General features: G+C 65.3%; 19 protein-coding genes. 3 read left to right on the plus strand and 16 right to left on the minus strand.

All coding sequences use genetic code 11. The annotated features are described in order from the left end of the window. Positions 1-388 precede the first annotated feature (388 nt). Entirely contained in the window at positions 389-1,201 is an 813-nt protein-coding gene (locus CF70_RS16315; RefSeq protein WP_035866687.1) for a MetQ/NlpA family ABC transporter substrate-binding protein, read from the plus strand. A gap of 130 nt (positions 1,202-1,331) precedes the next feature. On the opposite strand, the gene CF70_RS34945 is transcribed toward CF70_RS16315, so the two are convergent. Continuing rightward, entirely contained in the window at positions 1,332-1,748 is a 417-nt protein-coding gene (locus CF70_RS34945; protein ID WP_081862206.1) for an NUDIX hydrolase, read from the minus strand. 258 nt (positions 1,749-2,006) lie between these two features. Here CF70_RS34945 and CF70_RS16320 point away from each other — a divergent pair, with 258 nt between their 5' ends. Next, positions 2,007-3,011, plus strand: coding sequence for an aliphatic sulfonate ABC transporter substrate-binding protein (locus CF70_RS16320; protein ID WP_035866689.1), 1,005 nt, complete (start codon positions 2,007-2,009; stop codon positions 3,009-3,011). A 49-nt stretch (positions 3,012-3,060) separates the two neighbouring features. On the opposite strand, the gene CF70_RS16325 is transcribed toward CF70_RS16320, so the two are convergent. Further along, complete coding sequence (locus CF70_RS16325; protein WP_035866692.1) at positions 3,061-3,912, minus strand: SDR family NAD(P)-dependent oxidoreductase; 852 nt, start codon at positions 3,910-3,912, stop codon at positions 3,061-3,063. A gap of 117 nt (positions 3,913-4,029) precedes the next feature. On the opposite strand from CF70_RS16325, the gene CF70_RS16330 reads away from it, so the two are divergent. Then, entirely contained in the window at positions 4,030-4,983 is a 954-nt protein-coding gene (locus CF70_RS16330) for a GlxA family transcriptional regulator (RefSeq protein WP_035866725.1), read from the plus strand. Positions 4,984-5,020: 37 nt separating this feature from the next. On the opposite strand, the gene dmpG is transcribed toward CF70_RS16330, so the two are convergent. From dmpG to CF70_RS16400, 14 genes are all read right to left on the minus strand, one after another. Then, positions 5,021-6,073, minus strand: a complete 1,053-nt coding sequence (gene dmpG, locus CF70_RS16335; protein ID WP_035866694.1) for a 4-hydroxy-2-oxovalerate aldolase — start codon at positions 6,071-6,073, stop codon at positions 5,021-5,023. Positions 6,074-6,097: 24 nt separating this feature from the next. Next, positions 6,098-7,063 (minus strand): acetaldehyde dehydrogenase (acetylating), encoded by a 966-nt coding sequence (locus tag CF70_RS16340; protein ID WP_035866696.1) that lies wholly within the window; start codon positions 7,061-7,063, stop codon positions 6,098-6,100. A 55-nt stretch (positions 7,064-7,118) separates the two neighbouring features. Further along, entirely contained in the window at positions 7,119-7,439 is a 321-nt protein-coding gene (locus CF70_RS38600; RefSeq protein WP_255350669.1) for a 2-hydroxymuconate tautomerase, read from the minus strand. Beyond that, positions 7,381-8,169: a 2-oxo-3-hexenedioate decarboxylase gene (dmpH, locus tag CF70_RS16350; RefSeq protein ID WP_035866699.1), complete on the minus strand. Its 789-nt coding sequence runs from the start codon at positions 8,167-8,169 to the stop codon at positions 7,381-7,383. The genes CF70_RS38600 and dmpH overlap by 59 nt, the downstream gene beginning before the upstream one ends. 39 nt (positions 8,170-8,208) lie before the next feature. Further along, complete coding sequence (gene dmpE, locus CF70_RS16355; protein ID WP_035866727.1) at positions 8,209-8,991, minus strand: 2-oxopent-4-enoate hydratase; 783 nt, start codon at positions 8,989-8,991, stop codon at positions 8,209-8,211. 8 nt (positions 8,992-8,999) lie between these two features. After that, entirely contained in the window at positions 9,000-10,454 is a 1,455-nt protein-coding gene (locus CF70_RS16360; RefSeq protein WP_035866701.1) for a 2-hydroxymuconic semialdehyde dehydrogenase, read from the minus strand. Positions 10,455-10,576: 122 nt separating this feature from the next. Then, positions 10,577-11,509 (minus strand): catechol 2,3-dioxygenase, encoded by a 933-nt coding sequence (locus tag CF70_RS16365; protein ID WP_035866704.1) that lies wholly within the window; start codon positions 11,507-11,509, stop codon positions 10,577-10,579. A 66-nt stretch (positions 11,510-11,575) separates the two neighbouring features. After that, positions 11,576-11,917 (minus strand): 2Fe-2S iron-sulfur cluster binding domain-containing protein, encoded by a 342-nt coding sequence (locus CF70_RS16370; RefSeq protein ID WP_035866707.1) that lies wholly within the window; start codon positions 11,915-11,917, stop codon positions 11,576-11,578. A 13-nt stretch (positions 11,918-11,930) separates the two neighbouring features. Continuing rightward, positions 11,931-12,998 carry an NADH:ubiquinone reductase (Na(+)-transporting) subunit F gene (locus CF70_RS16375; RefSeq protein WP_035866709.1) on the minus strand — a complete coding sequence of 356 codons (1,068 nt, stop codon included), beginning with the start codon at positions 12,996-12,998 and terminating at the stop codon, positions 11,931-11,933. A 56-nt stretch (positions 12,999-13,054) separates the two neighbouring features. After that, positions 13,055-13,414 (minus strand): phenol hydroxylase subunit P4, encoded by a 360-nt coding sequence (locus tag CF70_RS16380; RefSeq protein ID WP_035866711.1) that lies wholly within the window; start codon positions 13,412-13,414, stop codon positions 13,055-13,057. 60 nt (positions 13,415-13,474) lie between these two features. Next, the gene (locus tag CF70_RS16385; RefSeq protein WP_035866713.1) at positions 13,475-14,989 is read right to left on the minus strand and encodes an aromatic/alkene/methane monooxygenase hydroxylase/oxygenase subunit alpha; all 1,515 of its coding nucleotides are present in this window, start codon (positions 14,987-14,989) and stop codon (positions 13,475-13,477) included. A 41-nt stretch (positions 14,990-15,030) separates the two neighbouring features. Further along, positions 15,031-15,303: an MmoB/DmpM family protein gene (locus tag CF70_RS16390; protein WP_035866715.1), complete on the minus strand. Its 273-nt coding sequence runs from the start codon at positions 15,301-15,303 to the stop codon at positions 15,031-15,033. Positions 15,304-15,313: 10 nt separating this feature from the next. Next, on the minus strand, positions 15,314-16,309 hold the full coding sequence (locus tag CF70_RS16395) for an aromatic/alkene monooxygenase hydroxylase subunit beta (protein WP_035866717.1): 996 nt from the start codon (positions 16,307-16,309) through the stop codon (positions 15,314-15,316). Between the two features lie 93 nt (positions 16,310-16,402). Then, complete coding sequence (locus tag CF70_RS16400) at positions 16,403-16,621, minus strand: phenol hydroxylase subunit (protein WP_035866719.1); 219 nt, start codon at positions 16,619-16,621, stop codon at positions 16,403-16,405. Positions 16,622-17,094 lie beyond the last annotated feature (473 nt).

The following is a 17,094-nucleotide window of genomic DNA, read 5'->3' on the forward strand; positions in this document are numbered from 1 at the left end:
CGGTTTCCGCGCATTGGTCTTGATGTCACTCCGGAAACCGCGACGCTTGCTCCCTGCCTTGCCCCCTGCCGCGGAGGCCTGAATAAAAACGCCCGCTGGTTAAGCGGGCGCAAACCCAATTCCCTGGCGGGAATGGAGGAGACGTTTCAATACTAGCGGCAATCCGGGGAATCCCGCAACGACGCAATTGCCATATCCATATACCGCAGCGCAATAGCCGATACCTGTGCAAAAGCGCCTGGAACCCCTTTCCCTGCTTATGCGCTAGCGTTATATGACCATGCACATTTACTCGTTCCTTGAACGTATCAACTTCCCTACAATGGCCTGCTTGTTGGCGCCACGCCGGCACGCCACGATGCACATAATCCAATAAGGGGAGCTTTAGATGAAGACGGGTTTCGGGATTCGACTGATTGCCGCAGTGCTCGCGCTTGGTGTTATCCAGACGGCCGGCGCGGCCGATCCGGACAAGAAAGAGATCCGCTTCGGCGCCACCGCCGGTCCGTACTCCGACCAGATCCGCTACGGCATCAAGCCCCTGCTGGAAAAGAAGGGCTACAAGGTCACCATCGTTGAATTCAGCGACTATGTGCAGCCCAACCTGGCGCTGGCCGATGGCGCCATCGACGCCAACGCGTTCCAGCACGTGGCCTACCTGAAGAAGTTCTCCGGCGACCGCAAGCTGCAACTGTCCGAAGTCATCCAGGTGCCTACCGCGCCGATCGGCATCTATAGCCGCAAGCACAAGTCGCTGACGGAAGTGAAGCCGGGCGCTTCGGTGTCGCTGCCCAACGATCCGTCCAACCTGGCGCGCGCCATCGCCATGCTGCAGCAGATCGGCTGGATCACGCTGAAGGCCGGCACCGATCCGATCCGCGCCAGCGAGCGCGATATCGAAGGCAATCCGCACAAGCTCAAGCTGATCCAGCTCGAAGCCGCGCAACTGCCGCGTTCGCTCGACGACGTGGACTACGCCTTCGTCAACGGCAACTTCGCGTTGTCCTCAGGCCTCAAGCTGACCGAGGCGCTGAGCCTGGAGAAGATCCCCGACTACTACATGAACCTGGTTGCCGTGCGTACCGCCGACACCGGCAAGCCGTTCGTCAAGGACATCCGCGACGCGTACCAGTCGCCGGAGTTCAAGGCCACCACGCAGCAGCGTTTTGCCGGATTCCTGCCTCCGGCGTACCAGCGCTAAGCCAGGCCGCGCACCGATGGCGCGGCGCTGCCAGGGAGCCCCCATGCGGGGCTCTTTTTTTTGGCTCTTCGCCGATCTGCGCGACGAGGTGAGGGTCTCAAAACGACGCCAAGCGGAAGTTGGTCCGATGCTATGCAAGCTCTGCGAGTCGTTTTTCAATGGTCGAGAGTGCATTTCTGAACAGCCAATGCCACCGATCCGATGGAGCGTGACCTAACGGATGCCAAAAGAATCTGAAGTCATGACCGCCATCGTCCTTTGCGTGATGCACCCAAGTATCGGGTAGCGAACGGGTTGCCTCGCAGAGGTGCAGGGACCATATCTGGTGTTCGTGACCGGATTGCCATAAGCCCAGGTCGACCGTAGCCACTCCATTTACACCAGACTCTTCGCACAGTTCGCGGACGGCGGCATCCGCGGGATGTTCTTCGGCCTCGATCGTGCCCTTGATAATCTGTAGACCGGCCAAGGGGTGCTCAAATGCCAGGATCTCAAGGCGGTTCTGCGCTGTTCTTAGCACGACAGGACATGCTTTGGTCGGTTTCATATGGCATTCCCTGCGAAAGGACCTTGTGGATATCAGAATCACAGCGTCGAGCTCGATGAAGTCTAACGCACTCGAACCAGCCGATATTCATTGGACCGTTCTTTGACGCGCCATCATGCACATCGGCACGCACCGGCGCCGGCTTATCCACACCTCCCCGCATAAGCATCTGCGGCATTCTTCGTTCCCCGCCCCCGTGCCATGCCCTACGCTCTTGTGCTGATGATGGCGTCGGCGGAACACACGGGGAGAGCGACAATGACAAAGTTGACAAGGGCATTCGACAGGCGGCGCCGGCAAATCGTGGTGGGCAGCCTGGCCACCGCGGGCGCCGCAGCGACATTCGGCCTGGCCTTGCCCGCGCGCGCGCAGACGCAGACGCAGACGCAAAAACACACGCTGCGCATCGGCTTCCAGAAATCGTCCACGCTGATGCTCCTGCTGAAATCGCGCGAGACACTGGAGAAGGCACTGGCGCCACTGGGCGCGTCGGTGCAATGGTATGAATTCACCTCCGGGCTGCCGCTGCTGGAGTCGCTCAATATCGGCAATCTCGACCTGAGCGCCGACGTGGCCGACGCGGTGCCGCCCTTCGCGCTCGCTGCCGGCGCCAACCTGACTTACTACGCCATCGAGACGCCCTCGCCCGAGGCGCAGGCGATCGTGGTGCGGCAGGATTCGCCGATCAGGGAGATCGCGCAACTCAAGGGCCAGCGCATCGCTTTTGCCAAGGGGGCCGGAGCGCATTACCTGCTGCTCGAAGCCCTGGCCAGCGCGGGCCTGTCGATCCGGGACATCGAGCCCGCCTACCTGAGCCCGGCCGACGCGCGCGCCGCCTTCGAGCGCGGGAGCGTGGCGGCCTGGGTGATCTGGGATCCTTTCCTGGCAGCCGTGCAACGCCAGGCCAACGCCCGCATCCTGCGCGACGGCAAGGGCTTGTCGAGTTACCGGCGCTTCTACCTGGCCGCCACGCCCTATGCGCAGCGGCACGCGGGCGTGCTGGCGGTGGTCTACGATGAGCTGCGCCGCGCTGGCGAATGGATCAAGCAAAACCCGGCCGTCGCCGCGCAATGGCAAGCACCGCTGATTGGCCTGGACGCACCCACCGTGGAAGCCGCCAATCGCCGCCGGACCTACCAGGTGCAGACCGTGGACGCGGCATCGCTCGACGAGCAGCAGCGCATTGCCGATGCCTTCACCAGCCAGAAGATCCTGCCGCGCAAGGTGGTGGTGGCGGAGTCCCCGGTGTGGCGGCGCGCCTGAGCTTTCGGGACGCCAGCCACTGAAGCTTGCGTCCCGGCCGCCGTCAGCCTCAGCTTGCCGCTGCCACCCTGAAGCGCGCTGCCGGCACGCTGCGCGACAGGTTCGGCCCCAGCGCCGCGCGGGCGGCCTCGAAGGCGTCCCAGTCGGCCGCGTCCGGCAGCGACGGCAGCGTCACCACTTCGCCCTGGTCCAGCCCGGACAGGGCCGCGTCGACCAGGTCGTCCGCGCTCATCACCCAGTCTTGCGGCAGGCTCTCCACCGGCCGCCCGGCCACATCCCAGAATTCCGTCCGGATCGCGCCGGGCAGCACAGCCTGCACCCGCACGCCCTTGTCCGCCAGCTCGTGCTGGAGCGACTGCGTAAAGGCCAGCACAAAGGCCTTCGATCCGCCGTAGACGCCGTTGAGCAACTCGGGCGCCACCGCCACGATCGACGCCACGTTGATGATCGTCCCCCTGCCGCGGGCCACGAGTCCATGCGCGGCGGCGTAGGTCAGCCGGGTCAGCGCCGTGACATTGAGTGCAATCATCGCCTGCATCTTGGCGGCATCGGACTCGAGCAACGGACCGGCGGCGCCGATGCCCGCATTGTTGACCAGCAATGTGATGCTGGCGTCGGTGCGCAGCAGCGTCTCAAGGCGGCCCACGTCGGCGTCCGCGCCAAGGTCCGCGGTCACGATCTCGACGGAACACCCGGTCTCGCTGGTCAGGCGGCCGGCCAGCCTGGCGAGCCGTTCGCGGTTGCGGGCGACCAGGATCAGGTCGTAGCCGCGCCGGGCGAGCCGGTCCGCATAAACGGCGCCGATCCCCGAGGATGCCCCGGTAATCAAGGCCGTGCCGCGATGCGGCGTGGTTGCTGTGGTTGCTGTGGTTGCCGTGTTGGTTGCCGTGTTGGCTGCCATGTTCGTTCTCCGATGCCGCCGGCCCCATGCCGGCGCTCACGGAACGAAGATTAGGTGCATAATCGGATGGCATCAATGTCATAGAAACCACCTTTTATGCCATCGCCGGGATTCGCCATGCTACGTATCGGAATCGTCCTTTATCCGGGGTTCCAGGTCATGAACCTGGGCGTCACCACGGTCCTGGAGTTCGCCAACCGCACCGCCGGCAAGGCCCTCTACGACGTCCGCCTGCTGTCCGAGCATGGCGGCCCCGTAGCCGCCTCGGGCGGCTTTTCGGTCACTACCGAACCATTCGGCGGTGAGGCGTTCGATACCCTGCTGGTAGTCGGCGACAACGATATCCAGCCCGCGTCGCCGGGCCTGGTGGCGTTCCTCCGGCAAGCGGCAACGTCCACCCGGCGCGTCTGCGCCACCTGCACCGGCGCGTTCAACCTTGCCGAAGCGGGCCTGCTCGACGGCCGCCGCGCCACCACCCACTGGTTCTATGCCACCCGGTTGCGGCGTGCCTATCCCGGCGTCAGCGTGGAGGAAGACCGCATCTTCATCATCGACGGGCCGGTGTGGACCTCGGCCGGCATGACCGCCTGCATCGACCTGGCGCTCGCGCTGGTCGAGAAGGATGCCGGCGCCGTGATCGCGCGCCAGGTGGCGCGCAAGCTCGTGGTCTATCACCGCCGCGCCGGCGGGCAATCGCAGTTCTCCGCGCTGCTGGAACTCGAACCCAAATCCGATCGCATCCAGTCCGCCCTCGCCTTTGCCCGGCAAAACCTGCATGAAGGCTTGTCGGTCGAGCAACTGGCCAACGCCGCGAACCTCAGCCCCCGCCAGTTCAGCCGCGCCTTCCGCGAGGAGACCGGGCAAACCCCGGCCAAGGCGGTGGAACACCTGCGCATCGAAGCCGCGCGGCTGATGATGGAGTCCGGCCGGCACCCGGTCGACGTGGTGGCGCGCGAGACCGGTTTCGGCGATCGCGAGCGGATGCGGCGGGCGTTCCTGCGGGCATTCGGGCAGCCGCCGCAGGCGATACGGCGGATGACGAGGGTGGAGGAGGAACCGGCGCAGGCTTGAGGGAAGCGGCGCCCGCGCCCGACGCGGGCGCCCGGCCTTACGCCGCGATCCGCGTTGCTCCCGCCTCGCGCCGCGCCACCAGATCCAGCGCCACATCGACGATCATGTCTTCCTGGCCGCCCACCATGCGGCGCTTGCCCAGTTCCACCAGGATGTCGACGGTCTTCAGCGCATAACGCGCGGCCGCGGCCTCGGCATGGCGCAGGAAGCTGGAGTAGACGCCGGCATAGCCCAGCGCCAGCGTCTCGCGGTCCACCCGCACCGGGCGGTCCTGCAGCGGGCGCACGATCTCGTCGGCGGCATCCATCAGCGTGTAGAGGTCGCAGCCATGGTGCCAGCCCAGCCTGCTCGCCGCGGCGATGAATACCTCCAGCGGCGCGTTGCCGGCGCCCGCGCCCATGCCGGCCAGGCTGGCGTCGACGCGGTCGCACCCCTCCTCCACGGCGACGATGGAGTTGGCCACGCCCAGGCTCAGGTTGTGGTGCGCGTGCATGCCGGTCTGGGTTTCCGGCTTGAGCACATCCTTGAAGGCACGGAAGCGGTCGCGCACGTCATTCATATTGAGCGCGCCGCCGGAATCCACCACATAGACAGTCTGCGCGCCAAAGCTTTCCATCAGCCTGGCTTGCTGCGCCAGCGCCGCGGGCGTGGTCATGTGGCTCATCATCAGGAAGCCCACCGTGTCCATGCCGAGTTCGCGCGCGTACTCGATATGCTGGCGCGAGACATCGGCCTCGGTACAGTGCGTGGCAACCCGTACCACCCGCGCGCCGGCGTCGTATGCGGCGCGCAGGTCGTGCACGGTGCCCACGCCGGGCAGCAGCAAGGTGGCGACCTTTGCATGGCGTACCGTTTCGGCCGCGGCGGCGATCCATTCGAGATCGGTATGCGCGCCGAAGCCGTAGTTGAAGCTGGAACCGGCCAGGCCATCGCCGTGCGCGACTTCGATCGAATCCACCCTGGCTGCGTCCAGCGCCGCCGCGATGCGGCGCACGTCGTCCAGGCTGTACTGGTGGCGGATGGCGTGGCTGCCGTCGCGCAGCGTGACGTCCGAGATATAGAGTTTCTTCTGCGTGGCTTGCTGGGTCATGTGTTGTCTCCGTGCGCCCGCCGCTTACGCGGCCAGCCGGGTTTCCGCCAGTCGCTCGGCGCAGGCGAGCGCGGCGCTGGTCATGATGTCGAGGTTGCCGGCATAAGCGGGCAGGTAGTGGGCGGCGCCTTCCACTTCGAGGAAGATCGATGTCTTCAGCCCGCTCATCAGCCCCAGCCCCGGGATGTTCAACGGCGCGGACGGATCGATGCGCTCGAACTGCACGCGCTGCTTGAGCCGGTAGCCGGGCACATAGGCCTGTACCGCCTTCGCCATGGCTTCCACGCTGGCTTCTATCGCCGCTTCGTCGGCGTTCTCGGATAGCGTAAACACCGTGTCGCGCATCATCAGCGGCGGCTCCGCCGGGTTCAGCACGATGATGGCCTTGCCGCGCGCCGCGCCGCCTACCGAGCAGATCGCCTGGCTGGTGGTCTCGGTGAACTCATCGATATTGGCGCGCGTGCCCGGCCCGGCCGACCTGCTGGAGATGGACGCGACGATCTCGGCATAGTGCACCTTCGCCACGCGCGATACCGCCGCCACCATCGGGATGGTGGCCTGGCCGCCGCAGGTGACCATATTGATATTGCTGGCGCCGAGCTGCTGGTCAAGGTTGACCACCGGCACAACGTAAGGCCCGATCGCCGCCGGGGTCAGGTCGATCACCTGGATGCCGTGCTGCTGCAGGATCTTGTTATGGTGCGAATGCGCGCCGGCCGAAGTGGCATCGAAGGCGATGCGGATAGCGCCGAAGCCGTCCATCTTCACCAGGCCTTCGATGCCCTCGGCCGTGGTGGGCACGCCCAGCCGCGCGGCCCGGGCCAGGCCGTCCGACGCGGCGTCGATGCCGACCATGGCGCCCATCTCCAGATGCCGGCCGTGGCGCATTACCTTGATCATCAGGTCCGTGCCGATGTTGCCCGAACCGATGATGGCTACCTTGTGCTTGCCGGGCGGATGGCTGCCGCCGGCGCCTGCTTTCATGTCCATGTTGTCTCCGTGCCCGGGCAGTCCAGCGCCGCCGGGCATTGCGTATGCCGCTCCCTCAGCGGCCGAGTTCCTTCGCTGTCTTGCCCGCGATGCCAAACTGCGTCTTGGGCACCTCGGTAATCATCACGCGCACGCTCTCGATCGGCGCACCGATCGATTCCACGGCGGCGTCCGTCAGCGCGCTGATCAGGCGAGCCTTTTGTTCTTCGGTCCGGCCTTCGATCAGAAACACTTGCATGATGGGCATGGCTTTTCTCCTGCTGGGTGGGTTGAGTGGGCAACATCGTACAGCGCCACCATCACGCTGGCCGGGCGCATCAGACGAAGCGCATCGATACGGTGCCGAGATGCTGGTAGCGCACCGTGATGTTGTCACCGGCCGCCACCGCGATGGCCTCGGTCACGCCGCCGGTCATGATGAAGACGCCCGCTGGCAGCTCGCGCCCACGCGCACCGAGCATGTTCGCCAGCATGGCCACGCTGCTGGCCGGATGGCCCAGCACCGCCGCGCCGGCCGCGGTGGCGACCACTTCGCCGTTCTTCTCAAGCACCACGCCGAGGTTTTTCAGGTCGATGCCTTGCGCGCTGCGATGCGTGCCGCCCGCCACGAAGCGGGCCGACGAAGTGTTGTCCGCGATCACGCTCTTCAAGTCGAAACGGAAGTTCTCGTAGCGCGAGTCGATCACCTCCACCGCGGGCAGCACGAAATCGGTGGCGGCCAGCACGTCGCCGATATGACATCCCGGCCCCTTGAGCGGATGCTTGAGGACGAAGGCGATCTCCGCCTCCACCTTGGGATGGATCAGCGATGCGGTGTCGATGGCGCCGCCGTCCATGCAGGCGCCGTAGTCGGTCAGGAAGCCGTAGACCGGATCGGTCACGCCCATCTGGCGCATCTTGGCGAAGGAGGTCAGCCCCATCTTGAGGCCGGCGATGCGGGTGCCGCGCGCTTCCTTGCGTGCCCGGATCGCGTCCTGGATGGCATAGGCGTCATCCCAGTCCATGTCGGGATGGGTGTCGGTAATCTTGCGCACCGGCTCTCTGTTGAGCTCGGCGTTTTCCAGGTGCTCGGCGAGCTGCTGGATGATGTCTTGGGTGAGGTTCATGGCGATTTCCCGGGCTGCCTATCTAGATCTGGGGTCCGTTCAAATGAAGCGCACACCGGCCGAGCCGATGCCGCCCAGGCTGATGCGAAGCTGGTCGCCGGCCTGGACCGGCACCATCGCGGCGAGCGAGCCGGACAGGATCACCTCGCCCTTCTTCAGCCCGATGCCGAGGCGGCCCAGCGTATTGGCCAGCCACGCCACGGCGTTGGCCGGATGGCCAAGCGCAGCGGCGCCCGCGCCGGTGGCAACGATTTCGCCGTTCTTCTCCAGCGTCATGCCGACCGTGCCGAGATCGAGGCCGCGCGGGTCCACCGCCGCATCGCCCAGCACGAACACGCCCGAGGAGGCGTTATCCGCCACCGTGTCCTGGATGCGGATCTTCCAGTCGCGGATGCGCGAGTCGACGATCTCGAAGCACGGCAGCACGTAGGCGGTGGCGCGCAGCACATCGGCATTGGTCACGCCCGGGCCTTCCAGGTCGTCCTTGAGCACGAAGGCAATCTCGCCCTCGGCCTTGGGCGCGATCAGCGTATCGGCGGCGATGGCCGCGCCATCGGCGTAGACCATGCCGGACAGCAGGTGCCCGAAGTCCGGCTGGCGCACATCGAGCATGTCCATCACCACCCGGCTGGTCACGCCGATCTTCTTGCCGATCACGCGCTCGCCGGCGTCCAGCCGGTGCTGCACCATGGCGAGCTGGATGCGGTAGGCATCATCGATGGACAGCTCAGGGTACTGCTCGGTCAGCGGCGCGACGGCCTGCCGCGTGGACAGCGCGTGGTGCAGGCTGGCGCCGATGTCGAGGATTTGTTCGGGTTTCATGGACTGGCTCACAGTTTCACGCACACATTGCGCAACTCGGTATAGAACTCCAGCGAATGCACCCCGCCCTCGCGGCCGATGCCGGATTGCTTGGCGCCGCCAAAGGCGGTGCGCAGGTCGCGCAGGAACCACGCGTTGATCCAACAGATGCCGACGTCCAGGGCGCTACCCATGCGGTGGGCGGTGCCCAAGTTGGATGTCCACACCGTGGCGGCCAGGCCGTAGGGCGTGTCATTGGCGAGGCGGATGACTTCTTCCTCGGTATCGAACGGCGCGATATGGCAGCAGGGGCCGAAGATCTCCTCGCGGATCACGGCCGCATCCTCGGGCAGCCCGGTCCAGATGGTGGGCTGCACCCAGGCGCCTTCGGCCAGCGCGCCGGGCATCTCGGGCACGCCGCCGCCAGTCACCACGGTGGCGCCCGCCTCCGCCGCCTTCTTGTAGTAGGACAGCACCTTGGCGCGATGCTCCAGCGACACCAGCGGGCCCATGTTCACGCCCTCGTCGCCCGGCCGGCCAATGCGCAAGCCCTCGGCCCTGGCCTTGAGCGCCGCGACGAAGCGCGCGAAGATGGGCCGCTGCACGTAGACGCGCTCGGTGCCCAGGCAAACCTGGCCGCTGTTCTCGAAGGCCGAGCGCGTGATGCCGGCGACTGCCTTGTCGAAGTCCGCGTCGGCGAACACGATGCCGGCGTTCTTGCCGCCCAGTTCGAACGAGACGGGGCGCACGCCATTGGCGGCGGCTTTCATGATGGCCTCGCCGGTACGGGTCTCGCCGGTAAACGTGATGCCGTTCACATCCGGGTGCGCGGTCAGGAAGGCCCCGGCGGAATCCGGGCCGAAGCCGTGGACCACGTTATAGACGCCCGGCGGCACGCCGGCCTCGTTCATCACCTCGCCGAGCAGCGTGGCGGTGGCTGGGGTTTCCTCGGACGGCTTGACCACGACTGTATTGCCGCATGCCAGCGCCGGGCCGACCTTCCAGGTCATCAGCAGCAGCGGCAGGTTCCACGGGCACACCACGCCGATCACGCCGCGCGGAGAACGCACCGCATAGTTGATGGCCTCGCCGCCGTCCGGCGTGGCCATGGCGAAGCTCTCGGCCGGCACATTCTTGATCAGGTCGGCGAAGACCTTGAAGTTGGCCGCGCCGCGCGGGATATCGACATGGCTGGCGAGGGACAGCGGCTTGCCCGTGTCGGCGATCTCGGCTTGCAGGAAGTCGTCAAAGCGGCGGTTGATACCGTCCGCTACGGCGTGCAGTATCTCGACACGCCGCGCCACGGTCATTTTGCCCCACGGGCCTTTCAGCGCTTGCCTTGCCGCTGCGACCGCGGCATCGACCTCGGCCTGTCCGGCTTCGTGCACACGCGCGATCAGGCTGTTGTCGACCGGGTTGCGGTCGTCGAACTGGCGGTTGGTGGCCACCCATTCGCCGTTGATGAAGTTCTTGAACTCTTTCATGTTGTCTCGCTGGTTGCGGCAGGGTGTGCCGCGTCTTGCTGGTGATTCGCCGCTCTCCCCTCTCCCGCAAGCGGGAAAGGGGGAGAAAACACTCGGCATCGGCGGTGACGCTACGCCGGGAATCAGGTCAATACACTCAGGAACGCATCGTTCAGCTTCCGGTCGTGATAGAAGATCGCCCGGCCCAGTTCGTTGTCGGTCCAGGTGATGGTCGGCTTGTCCGGATAGTGGATATACCCGCCGGAGAAAACCTCATTCCGGTTGCCCGAAGGGTCAAAGAAGTAGATGGTGGCGCCGCGCGTAATGCCATGCCGCGTCGGCCCGATATCGAGCGACACATCCCTCTTGGAAATGATGTCGGCGGCCTTCAGCACCTCGCCCCAGTTGTCCAGGTTGAACGACGCATGATGGAACTTGTTCTTCTCGGCATGGCGAATGAACGCAATGTCATGCGCCTTGTTGGAACAGGTCAGGAAAGCGCCGATCATCATCTTGTCCGGGCCGGCCACCACCTGCTCGGCCAGCGTGAAGCCAAGCACGTCGCGGAACAGCCTGACGGTGCCATCCAGATCGTCGCCATACAGCAAGCAGTGATCGAAGCGGCTGGGCGCCATGCCGCGCAGGTCGTCCGGCCACGGGTCCGGGTTGCTGTCGCCGGTCAGGCAGCCCAGCTTGTCCTTGTCGGCGAAGAGTTCGATCGGATGGCCGGTGGGAATGGTGAAGCGGAAGCGCACGCCGGTATGCGGATGCTCGCCGGCAGGAATCCACTGGCAGTCCGATGCGAGGCCGGACTGCTCCACCTCCCGCGCCAGCCGTTCCAGCGTGCGGCCGCTATCGACGCGGAAACCCATGTAGTCCATGCCCGGGCTGTCGGCCTCGCGCAGCACCACGCTGTGGTGGTCGTGCTCGTCCCAGGCCTTCAGATAGACGCGCCCTTTGTCGTCGCGCGCGGTTTCGATCAGTCCGAGTACTTCGGTGTAGTGTTTCAGCGCCGGTTCGAGTTCCAGCACGCGCAATGCCACGTGCCCGGGGCGCAATACGCCTGTCAATGCCATGACGGTCTCCTTGATGATGGGGTTATCGGTCCATCTTTCTTATTGCTACGTTTTGCTGCGAGCTTGCTACGTTGATCCCTTCGCTTCCTGCTCCCTCTGCCGCTCTCGCTGCCGGTCCAGGCAGCGCTGCAGCAGCGCCACCGGCCGCAGGCGGATATCGCTGTCCGGATAGGCCTTGCACGCCAGCACCAGGCCACTGCCCTCCTCCTCGGCCGACAGGCAGGCCCGGCTCATCTTGCCGGTGCGGTAGCGGCCGGCCTCGATGCGCACCTTGCAACCCCCGCAGCCGCCGCCACGGCAGCCGGCGGGTATGCCGCGCTTGCCAAGCGCTTCCATCGCGCGCAACAGGTTCTGCTCCGGCGCGCACGGATAGCGCTGGCCGCTTCCCGCGATCTCCACGGTATGCATGGCGCCGGCTCCTTCAGATCTTGAACAGCGGGCTGCGCGCGCTGTTCTGCGCATCGCCGGCGGAGATGAACTTCTCGGTGTGGATGTCCTCCTCGAACAACCGGCCCTGCATCAGCGTGCGGATGCAGGCTTCGATCATCGGCGGCGGTCCGCACAGGTAGGCCTTGTGCCCCCGGAAGTCAGCGGTCGCGCCATTGGCGTAAAGCCCGTGCAGAACGTCATGCACGTAGCCGCGCGCACCATCCCACCCACTGCCGGCCGGCTCGTCGGATAGCGCCGGCACATAGCGGAAATTCGGATGCGCGTCGGCTAGTGCGCGAAACGCCTCGTCGTAGTACAGTTCCGCGCGATTGCGCGCGCCTTGCACCAGCGTGATCGGCAAGGTCTCGCCGGCAGCCAGCATGTCCAGGATCATCGCGCGCGGGCTGGACAGGCCAGAGCCGCCCGCCAGGAACAGCATCGGCACCTGCGCGGACTTGCGTACGAAGAAGCGGCCGTAGGGCGCCGAGAAACCAAGCTCATCGCCCACCGCGAGCTGCTCGTGCAGGTAGGCCGTAGCCTGGCCGCCTTCCACGCGACGCACATGCAGCTCCACCAGGTCGTCACCCGGACGGTTGGCCAGCGAGAAGGCGCGCGGCTGTTCGCAGCCGGGCACCCGCAGGTTGAGGTACTGGCCGGCCTGGAAGGCGGCGGCATTGCCATCCTTCACGCGCAGCCAGATGCCGCGGATGGTGGGCGTCAGCGCGCGGGTTTCCACCACTTCGGCGCGGTAGTCCGCCAGCGGCAGGCCGAGCGAGTCGGCATCCTCCTCGATGTCGGCCTCGATCACCATGTCGGACTGCGCGGTGGCGCAGCAAGCCAGGCACTGGCCGCCGTCGCGCTCGAAGTCCATCAGGGCGAAGCTGGACGCTTCGCCGTGCTCGAACTCGCCCTCAACCACCTGCACCTTGCAGGTGGCGCACAGGCCGTGGCAGCAGGCGTGCGGCAGCCACACACCGTTGCGCAGACAGGCATCCAGCACGGTCTGGCCGGGTGCGATCGGGATGGTCTGCCCGATCGGTTCAATGGTCAGGGAATACATCTTGTGTCTCCTACTAGCCTACTAGGCCTTCTGATCGTTCCAGCCACGGCGCCGGCTTAGCTGCAACTGCCATCGATGCCGTCCAGCCCCGGCGTGCGGAAGCGGATCACCGCCTTGTGGCCCAGGCCGTTCTCTTCCAGCGTGCGGTCCAGGTCCGGCTGCCAGGGCGCGTTGCCGCGCAGCCATTCCACGCGGCTCCAGTCGATGCGGGCAAAGTCGGGGTGGTAGCCGTACACGCCGGGTAGCACGTTCTCCACGACATCGCGCAAACGCATCGACGGCGGAAAAGGCAGGCAATGCGGCGCGCAGAACAGCAGGTGGCGGTCCCAGCCGATGTAGAGCAGGCGGTTGCCGTGGAACACGGCCTCCCGATCGGCCGGCTCGAACTCGTACGGGCCAATGGATACGACGGACATGGTGGTCTCCTTATCTTCTGTCTCTTGTCTCTTGTCTCTTGTCTCTTGTCGGTTGCGCGCTCAGGCTGCCGTGTCGGGCACGCCCTTCCAGGTGTTCCAGTTCTTCTGATCCTGCGAGCCTTCGAAATCGAGGTTGTCCGCGCCGACGTTGATGCGGTACCACTTGAGCACATCGTCCAGCGAGGCGCCGCCGCAATTGCCCTGGTAGATCTGGTGCACCGGCAGCCAGGCCTGGGCGTACTTCTGCGGCTCGCCGTCGAAGATGTCCTTGCAGCCGTCCGAGCAGAAGTGGAACTGCATGCCGTGGTAGGTGCTGTCGCGGTAGCAGGTCTGGGTGGGATCGTCAGGCTCCGAGAACACCATCGGGATCTGACAGGTCTGGCACAGCATGGGCAGCGTTCCGTTATAGAAGCGCTCGCCTTCCTGCTGGCGTTCCAGCCAGTAGTCGAGACGCGGCTTGTAGTAGCGCGCGAAGGTGTCGGGATACTTCTCCGTCAGCCATGCCATTTCGTCCTGCTTGGGCACCCAGGTATGGAAGCCCGCCGCGGCGGCGTAGTTGTAGAAGGTGCCCCAGGCCTCGTGGGTGATGCGGTCCTTGGTCTTGGTGGCCACCTCGTGGTACTTGGGCATGCGCAGCCCGTAGCGCTCCAGGTCCTTGAACAGCGCGCCGCCGGCCTGCTCGAAGTACATCTCCCAGGCTTCGGCCCACGACATCACGCGCTTGGGCAGCATGTAGTCCATCATCATGCCGACCAGCGTGAGCAGGCGGAAACCGCGCCAGAACCATTTGTCCAGCCACTTCTGCAGGATCGGGATATTGTCCGGATCCTGCTGGCACAGGAACTTCACCACCTCCAGGCCCAGCGTCATATGGCGCGATTCGTCGGACTGCGCGGAGAAGCCGAACGTCACCGTAGCCATATCGCCGTTGTAGGCCGCGCCCGACATGAAGGGCATGAACAGCAGGTTGGTCAGCACATACTCGAAGGAGAATGAGATCGCGGTGATGAACTCGAACGGCCCCGCGCTCATGGCGTCCTCGAAATAGGACTTGGGCACGGACAGGTACCAGACCCGGTCGTGCATGTGCTGCCACTCGCCGAAGCCGTTGAAGTACTTGTTGTAGACCGACAGCGTGTGCATCTGGGTCTGGGCATGGCGCAGTTCGTCGATCGACTGCATCTGCGCCGCGACCCGCGCACCGGCGCCGCGGAAGTGCCGCCCGAGATGGGCGTAGCCACGGTGCGCCGCGTATTCCAGCGGGGTCACGCCGGTCAGGAACAGGCGCAGCGCATTCAGGTAGCGCGGGTCCGATACGTTGAGGTGGCCGTTGTTCTGCACGAAGGAGTCGATGATGGCGTACAGCTTGCGCTCCTTCTCCGATTGGTATTTCCAGTAGGCGTCCATGGTCATGCGGAACGGGTCTTCCCACTTGTCCCAGTCGTGGATCTTGATGCCCTCGTACTTGTCGTAGGGAAAAACCTTGTCCATCGGCTCGTAGGTGGTTTCCCAGCCGAGGTCGCGGGTCATCGTCGCGTATTTTTCCCGCAGGTTCAGCTTCTTGCGTGCGTCCATGGTGTTCTGTCTCCGTTTTTCTTTGCGGTGGGCGGGCCGTCTCAGGCGTTCCAGTGCAGGGTGAAGGCGTCGTCGTCTTCGTCGATGTTTCCGGACAGCGAAATCAGGTTCAGGTGGATCTCCTGCAGGTCCCACTCGCGGCCGAGCTTTTCCGACACCAGTTCGCGCACGATGGTCAGGTGGCCCGGCGCATCGATCTTCACCATGGCGGGAAACTGCGACACCACGGCGTGCGGGTTGGCCTCGGTGATGGCTTCGATGATGGGACGGGTATCGTCGTTGCTTTGCAGCGCGATATAGACGTTGGCGGTCATGGCGGGCTCCTCAGGCGGCAAGGCCAAGCTTGTTCAGGCGTACGTCGAACTGCTCCAGGCACAGCGCGACCACCTGCTCGCCACCCGCGCCCAGCAAGGTGTCGGCCACCGGCACCAGCGCCTCGGCCACCTGCGCGCGCGCGGCGCGGGCCCAGCCGGACAGCAGCACGCGGTTGGCGTCGGATTCGGCGGCGGCGGTCTGCACCACCGAGTCGACCCAGCGCGCGTGCTCTTCGCGCCAGTCGTTCATGAACTCGGTCAGCACCGCCAGCCCGGTGCCGCAGCCGCGGACGATGGCGGCGTCGGCGTGCTGGTACACCATCGGGTAAAGCAGGCCGTCGAGCACCAGGTTCTGGGTGACGAAGGTCTCGAACCAGTCCTCGATCACGAAGCTGCGCTCGACCAGCCGGCGCATCGGCTGCCACGCGGCGCTCTCCATCCAGGCCACCTTGGCGCGCTCCAGTGCCACGCCGGTATTGCCGTCGAGCAGCATGCCGATGCGCGTCAGGTACTGGGCGATGCCGAGACGGTCCATCGCGCAGTAGGTGCAGGCCTGCGTGATGGCCGTGCCCCAGCCGTAGTCGGCGCAATAGAAGTTGTTCATGTTGGCGCCCCACTCCACATGGCGCAGCGGCAGCAGGCCGTCGGCCAGGCGGTCTTGCCATTCGGCGGGCAGCGTCTGCAGCAAGCCGCGCTTTTCCACGAAGGCGAAGCTCTTCTCGGTGGCGTCCTGCTGGCGGCCGCGCGCCGTCACGTAAGCGCCGTAGAAGTACTGGCGCGGGTCCTTGAGCGCGTACCAGTCTTTCATCACGATGGCCGTGCGGCGCTTGTCGTAGATCTCGTACTGCGGATCCCAGGTCGGGCGGTAGTGGAAGTTGACTTCCGACTGCACGTCGTAGGTGGCCTCCTGGTAGCGCGAGGCGGGCTTGTCGCCGAAGCGGCGGGCCACGTGGCCATAGGTCTGGCGCAGCGGCTGGATCTGCTGGGTCTTGATGTCGACTTGCATCGCTTTGGTCTCCTGGGTCTTGCTGTTTTTTATGTGGGTGTTTTGTGTGGGCTTTTTTCTTTGGGTGTTTTCCGTGCGCGAGGCGGGTTGCGTTCAGTCTTCCCGCTCGGGCGCCGGTGTCTCCGGCGGCAGGAAACGCACGTGATTGACGCTGCAGAAGGCTTCGAACATGAGCTCGGGCATGATCAGCTCAACGTTGAGCTCGGGGTCCGACACGCTGAAGGCGAACTGCACGAAGCCTTCGGGCGTGCGGCCGTCGACGCGGACGTAGCGGGGCGTGGCTTCAAACAAGGGGACCGACTGGTTGATCATGGCGCTGCTCCTTCGCTTGGCTTGTATGGCCTCTATTGCGAAGAGCGTGCCAGCGGGCGCAAGTCACGACGGCACAAGGGACCCGGGGAATCTTGCCGGACCGGCTTGCGCGTTTACCCGAAGCGATGCCCGCTCCACGGCTCCATCAATTGATGAAGATGGCGGCGATATTTGATCAATTGATCAAATGTCGCGCCGGGCGGTGGTTTGCGGGGAGTTGGCGGAATCGCGGTAAGGCTGCGGCGTTGCAGCAGCGATGGGGGTGGGGGGAGGTTAGAGGTAGGAGGGGGAAGGGATTGCGGGCGCATGCGGCGCAACAATCGGGTTGGTCACTTGCTTGGGGTGTGGATTGCTGATTGCATCAAATGATTAAATGGCTTTTTTTTGGGGGGGGTGGCGCTTTGTTTGAGCGGCGATGGTTATTGCAACCAACAGCCGTACAGACATCGCCCTGCTGGGGTGGTCGCTGTTTC

The organism is Cupriavidus sp. SK-3, assembly GCF_000611145.1.
In the GTDB taxonomy this organism is placed as follows: Bacteria; Pseudomonadota; Gammaproteobacteria; order Burkholderiales; family Burkholderiaceae; genus Cupriavidus.

Excerpts from the sequence above, each read along its gene's own strand:
- CF70_RS16315 (WP_035866687.1), top strand. The coding sequence starts at position 389 with ATGAAGACGGGTTTCGGGATTCGACTGATTGCCGCAGTGCTCGCGCTT.
- CF70_RS34945 (WP_081862206.1), bottom strand. The coding sequence starts at position 1,748 with ATGAAACCGACCAAAGCATGTCCTGTCGTGCTAAGAACAGCGCAGAAC.
- CF70_RS16320 (WP_035866689.1), top strand. The coding sequence starts at position 2,007 with ATGACAAAGTTGACAAGGGCATTCGACAGGCGGCGCCGGCAAATCGTG.
- CF70_RS16325 (WP_035866692.1), bottom strand. The coding sequence starts at position 3,912 with ATGGCAGCCAACACGGCAACCAACACGGCAACCACAGCAACCACAGCA.
- CF70_RS16330 (WP_035866725.1), top strand. The coding sequence starts at position 4,030 with ATGCTACGTATCGGAATCGTCCTTTATCCGGGGTTCCAGGTCATGAAC.
- dmpG (WP_035866694.1), bottom strand. The coding sequence starts at position 6,073 with ATGACCCAGCAAGCCACGCAGAAGAAACTCTATATCTCGGACGTCACG.
- CF70_RS16340 (WP_035866696.1), bottom strand. The coding sequence starts at position 7,063 with ATGGACATGAAAGCAGGCGCCGGCGGCAGCCATCCGCCCGGCAAGCAC.
- dmpH (WP_035866699.1), bottom strand. The coding sequence starts at position 8,169 with ATGAACCTCACCCAAGACATCATCCAGCAGCTCGCCGAGCACCTGGAA.
- dmpE (WP_035866727.1), bottom strand. The coding sequence starts at position 8,991 with ATGAAACCCGAACAAATCCTCGACATCGGCGCCAGCCTGCACCACGCG.
- CF70_RS16360 (WP_035866701.1), bottom strand. The coding sequence starts at position 10,454 with ATGAAAGAGTTCAAGAACTTCATCAACGGCGAATGGGTGGCCACCAAC.
- CF70_RS16365 (WP_035866704.1), bottom strand. The coding sequence starts at position 11,509 with ATGGCATTGACAGGCGTATTGCGCCCCGGGCACGTGGCATTGCGCGTG.
- CF70_RS16370 (WP_035866707.1), bottom strand. The coding sequence starts at position 11,917 with ATGCATACCGTGGAGATCGCGGGAAGCGGCCAGCGCTATCCGTGCGCG.
- CF70_RS16375 (WP_035866709.1), bottom strand. The coding sequence starts at position 12,998 with ATGTATTCCCTGACCATTGAACCGATCGGGCAGACCATCCCGATCGCA.
- CF70_RS16380 (WP_035866711.1), bottom strand. The coding sequence starts at position 13,414 with ATGTCCGTCGTATCCATTGGCCCGTACGAGTTCGAGCCGGCCGATCGG.
- CF70_RS16385 (WP_035866713.1), bottom strand. The coding sequence starts at position 14,989 with ATGGACGCACGCAAGAAGCTGAACCTGCGGGAAAAATACGCGACGATG.
- CF70_RS16390 (WP_035866715.1), bottom strand. The coding sequence starts at position 15,303 with ATGACCGCCAACGTCTATATCGCGCTGCAAAGCAACGACGATACCCGT.
- CF70_RS16395 (WP_035866717.1), bottom strand. The coding sequence starts at position 16,309 with ATGCAAGTCGACATCAAGACCCAGCAGATCCAGCCGCTGCGCCAGACC.
- CF70_RS16400 (WP_035866719.1), bottom strand. The coding sequence starts at position 16,621 with ATGATCAACCAGTCGGTCCCCTTGTTTGAAGCCACGCCCCGCTACGTC.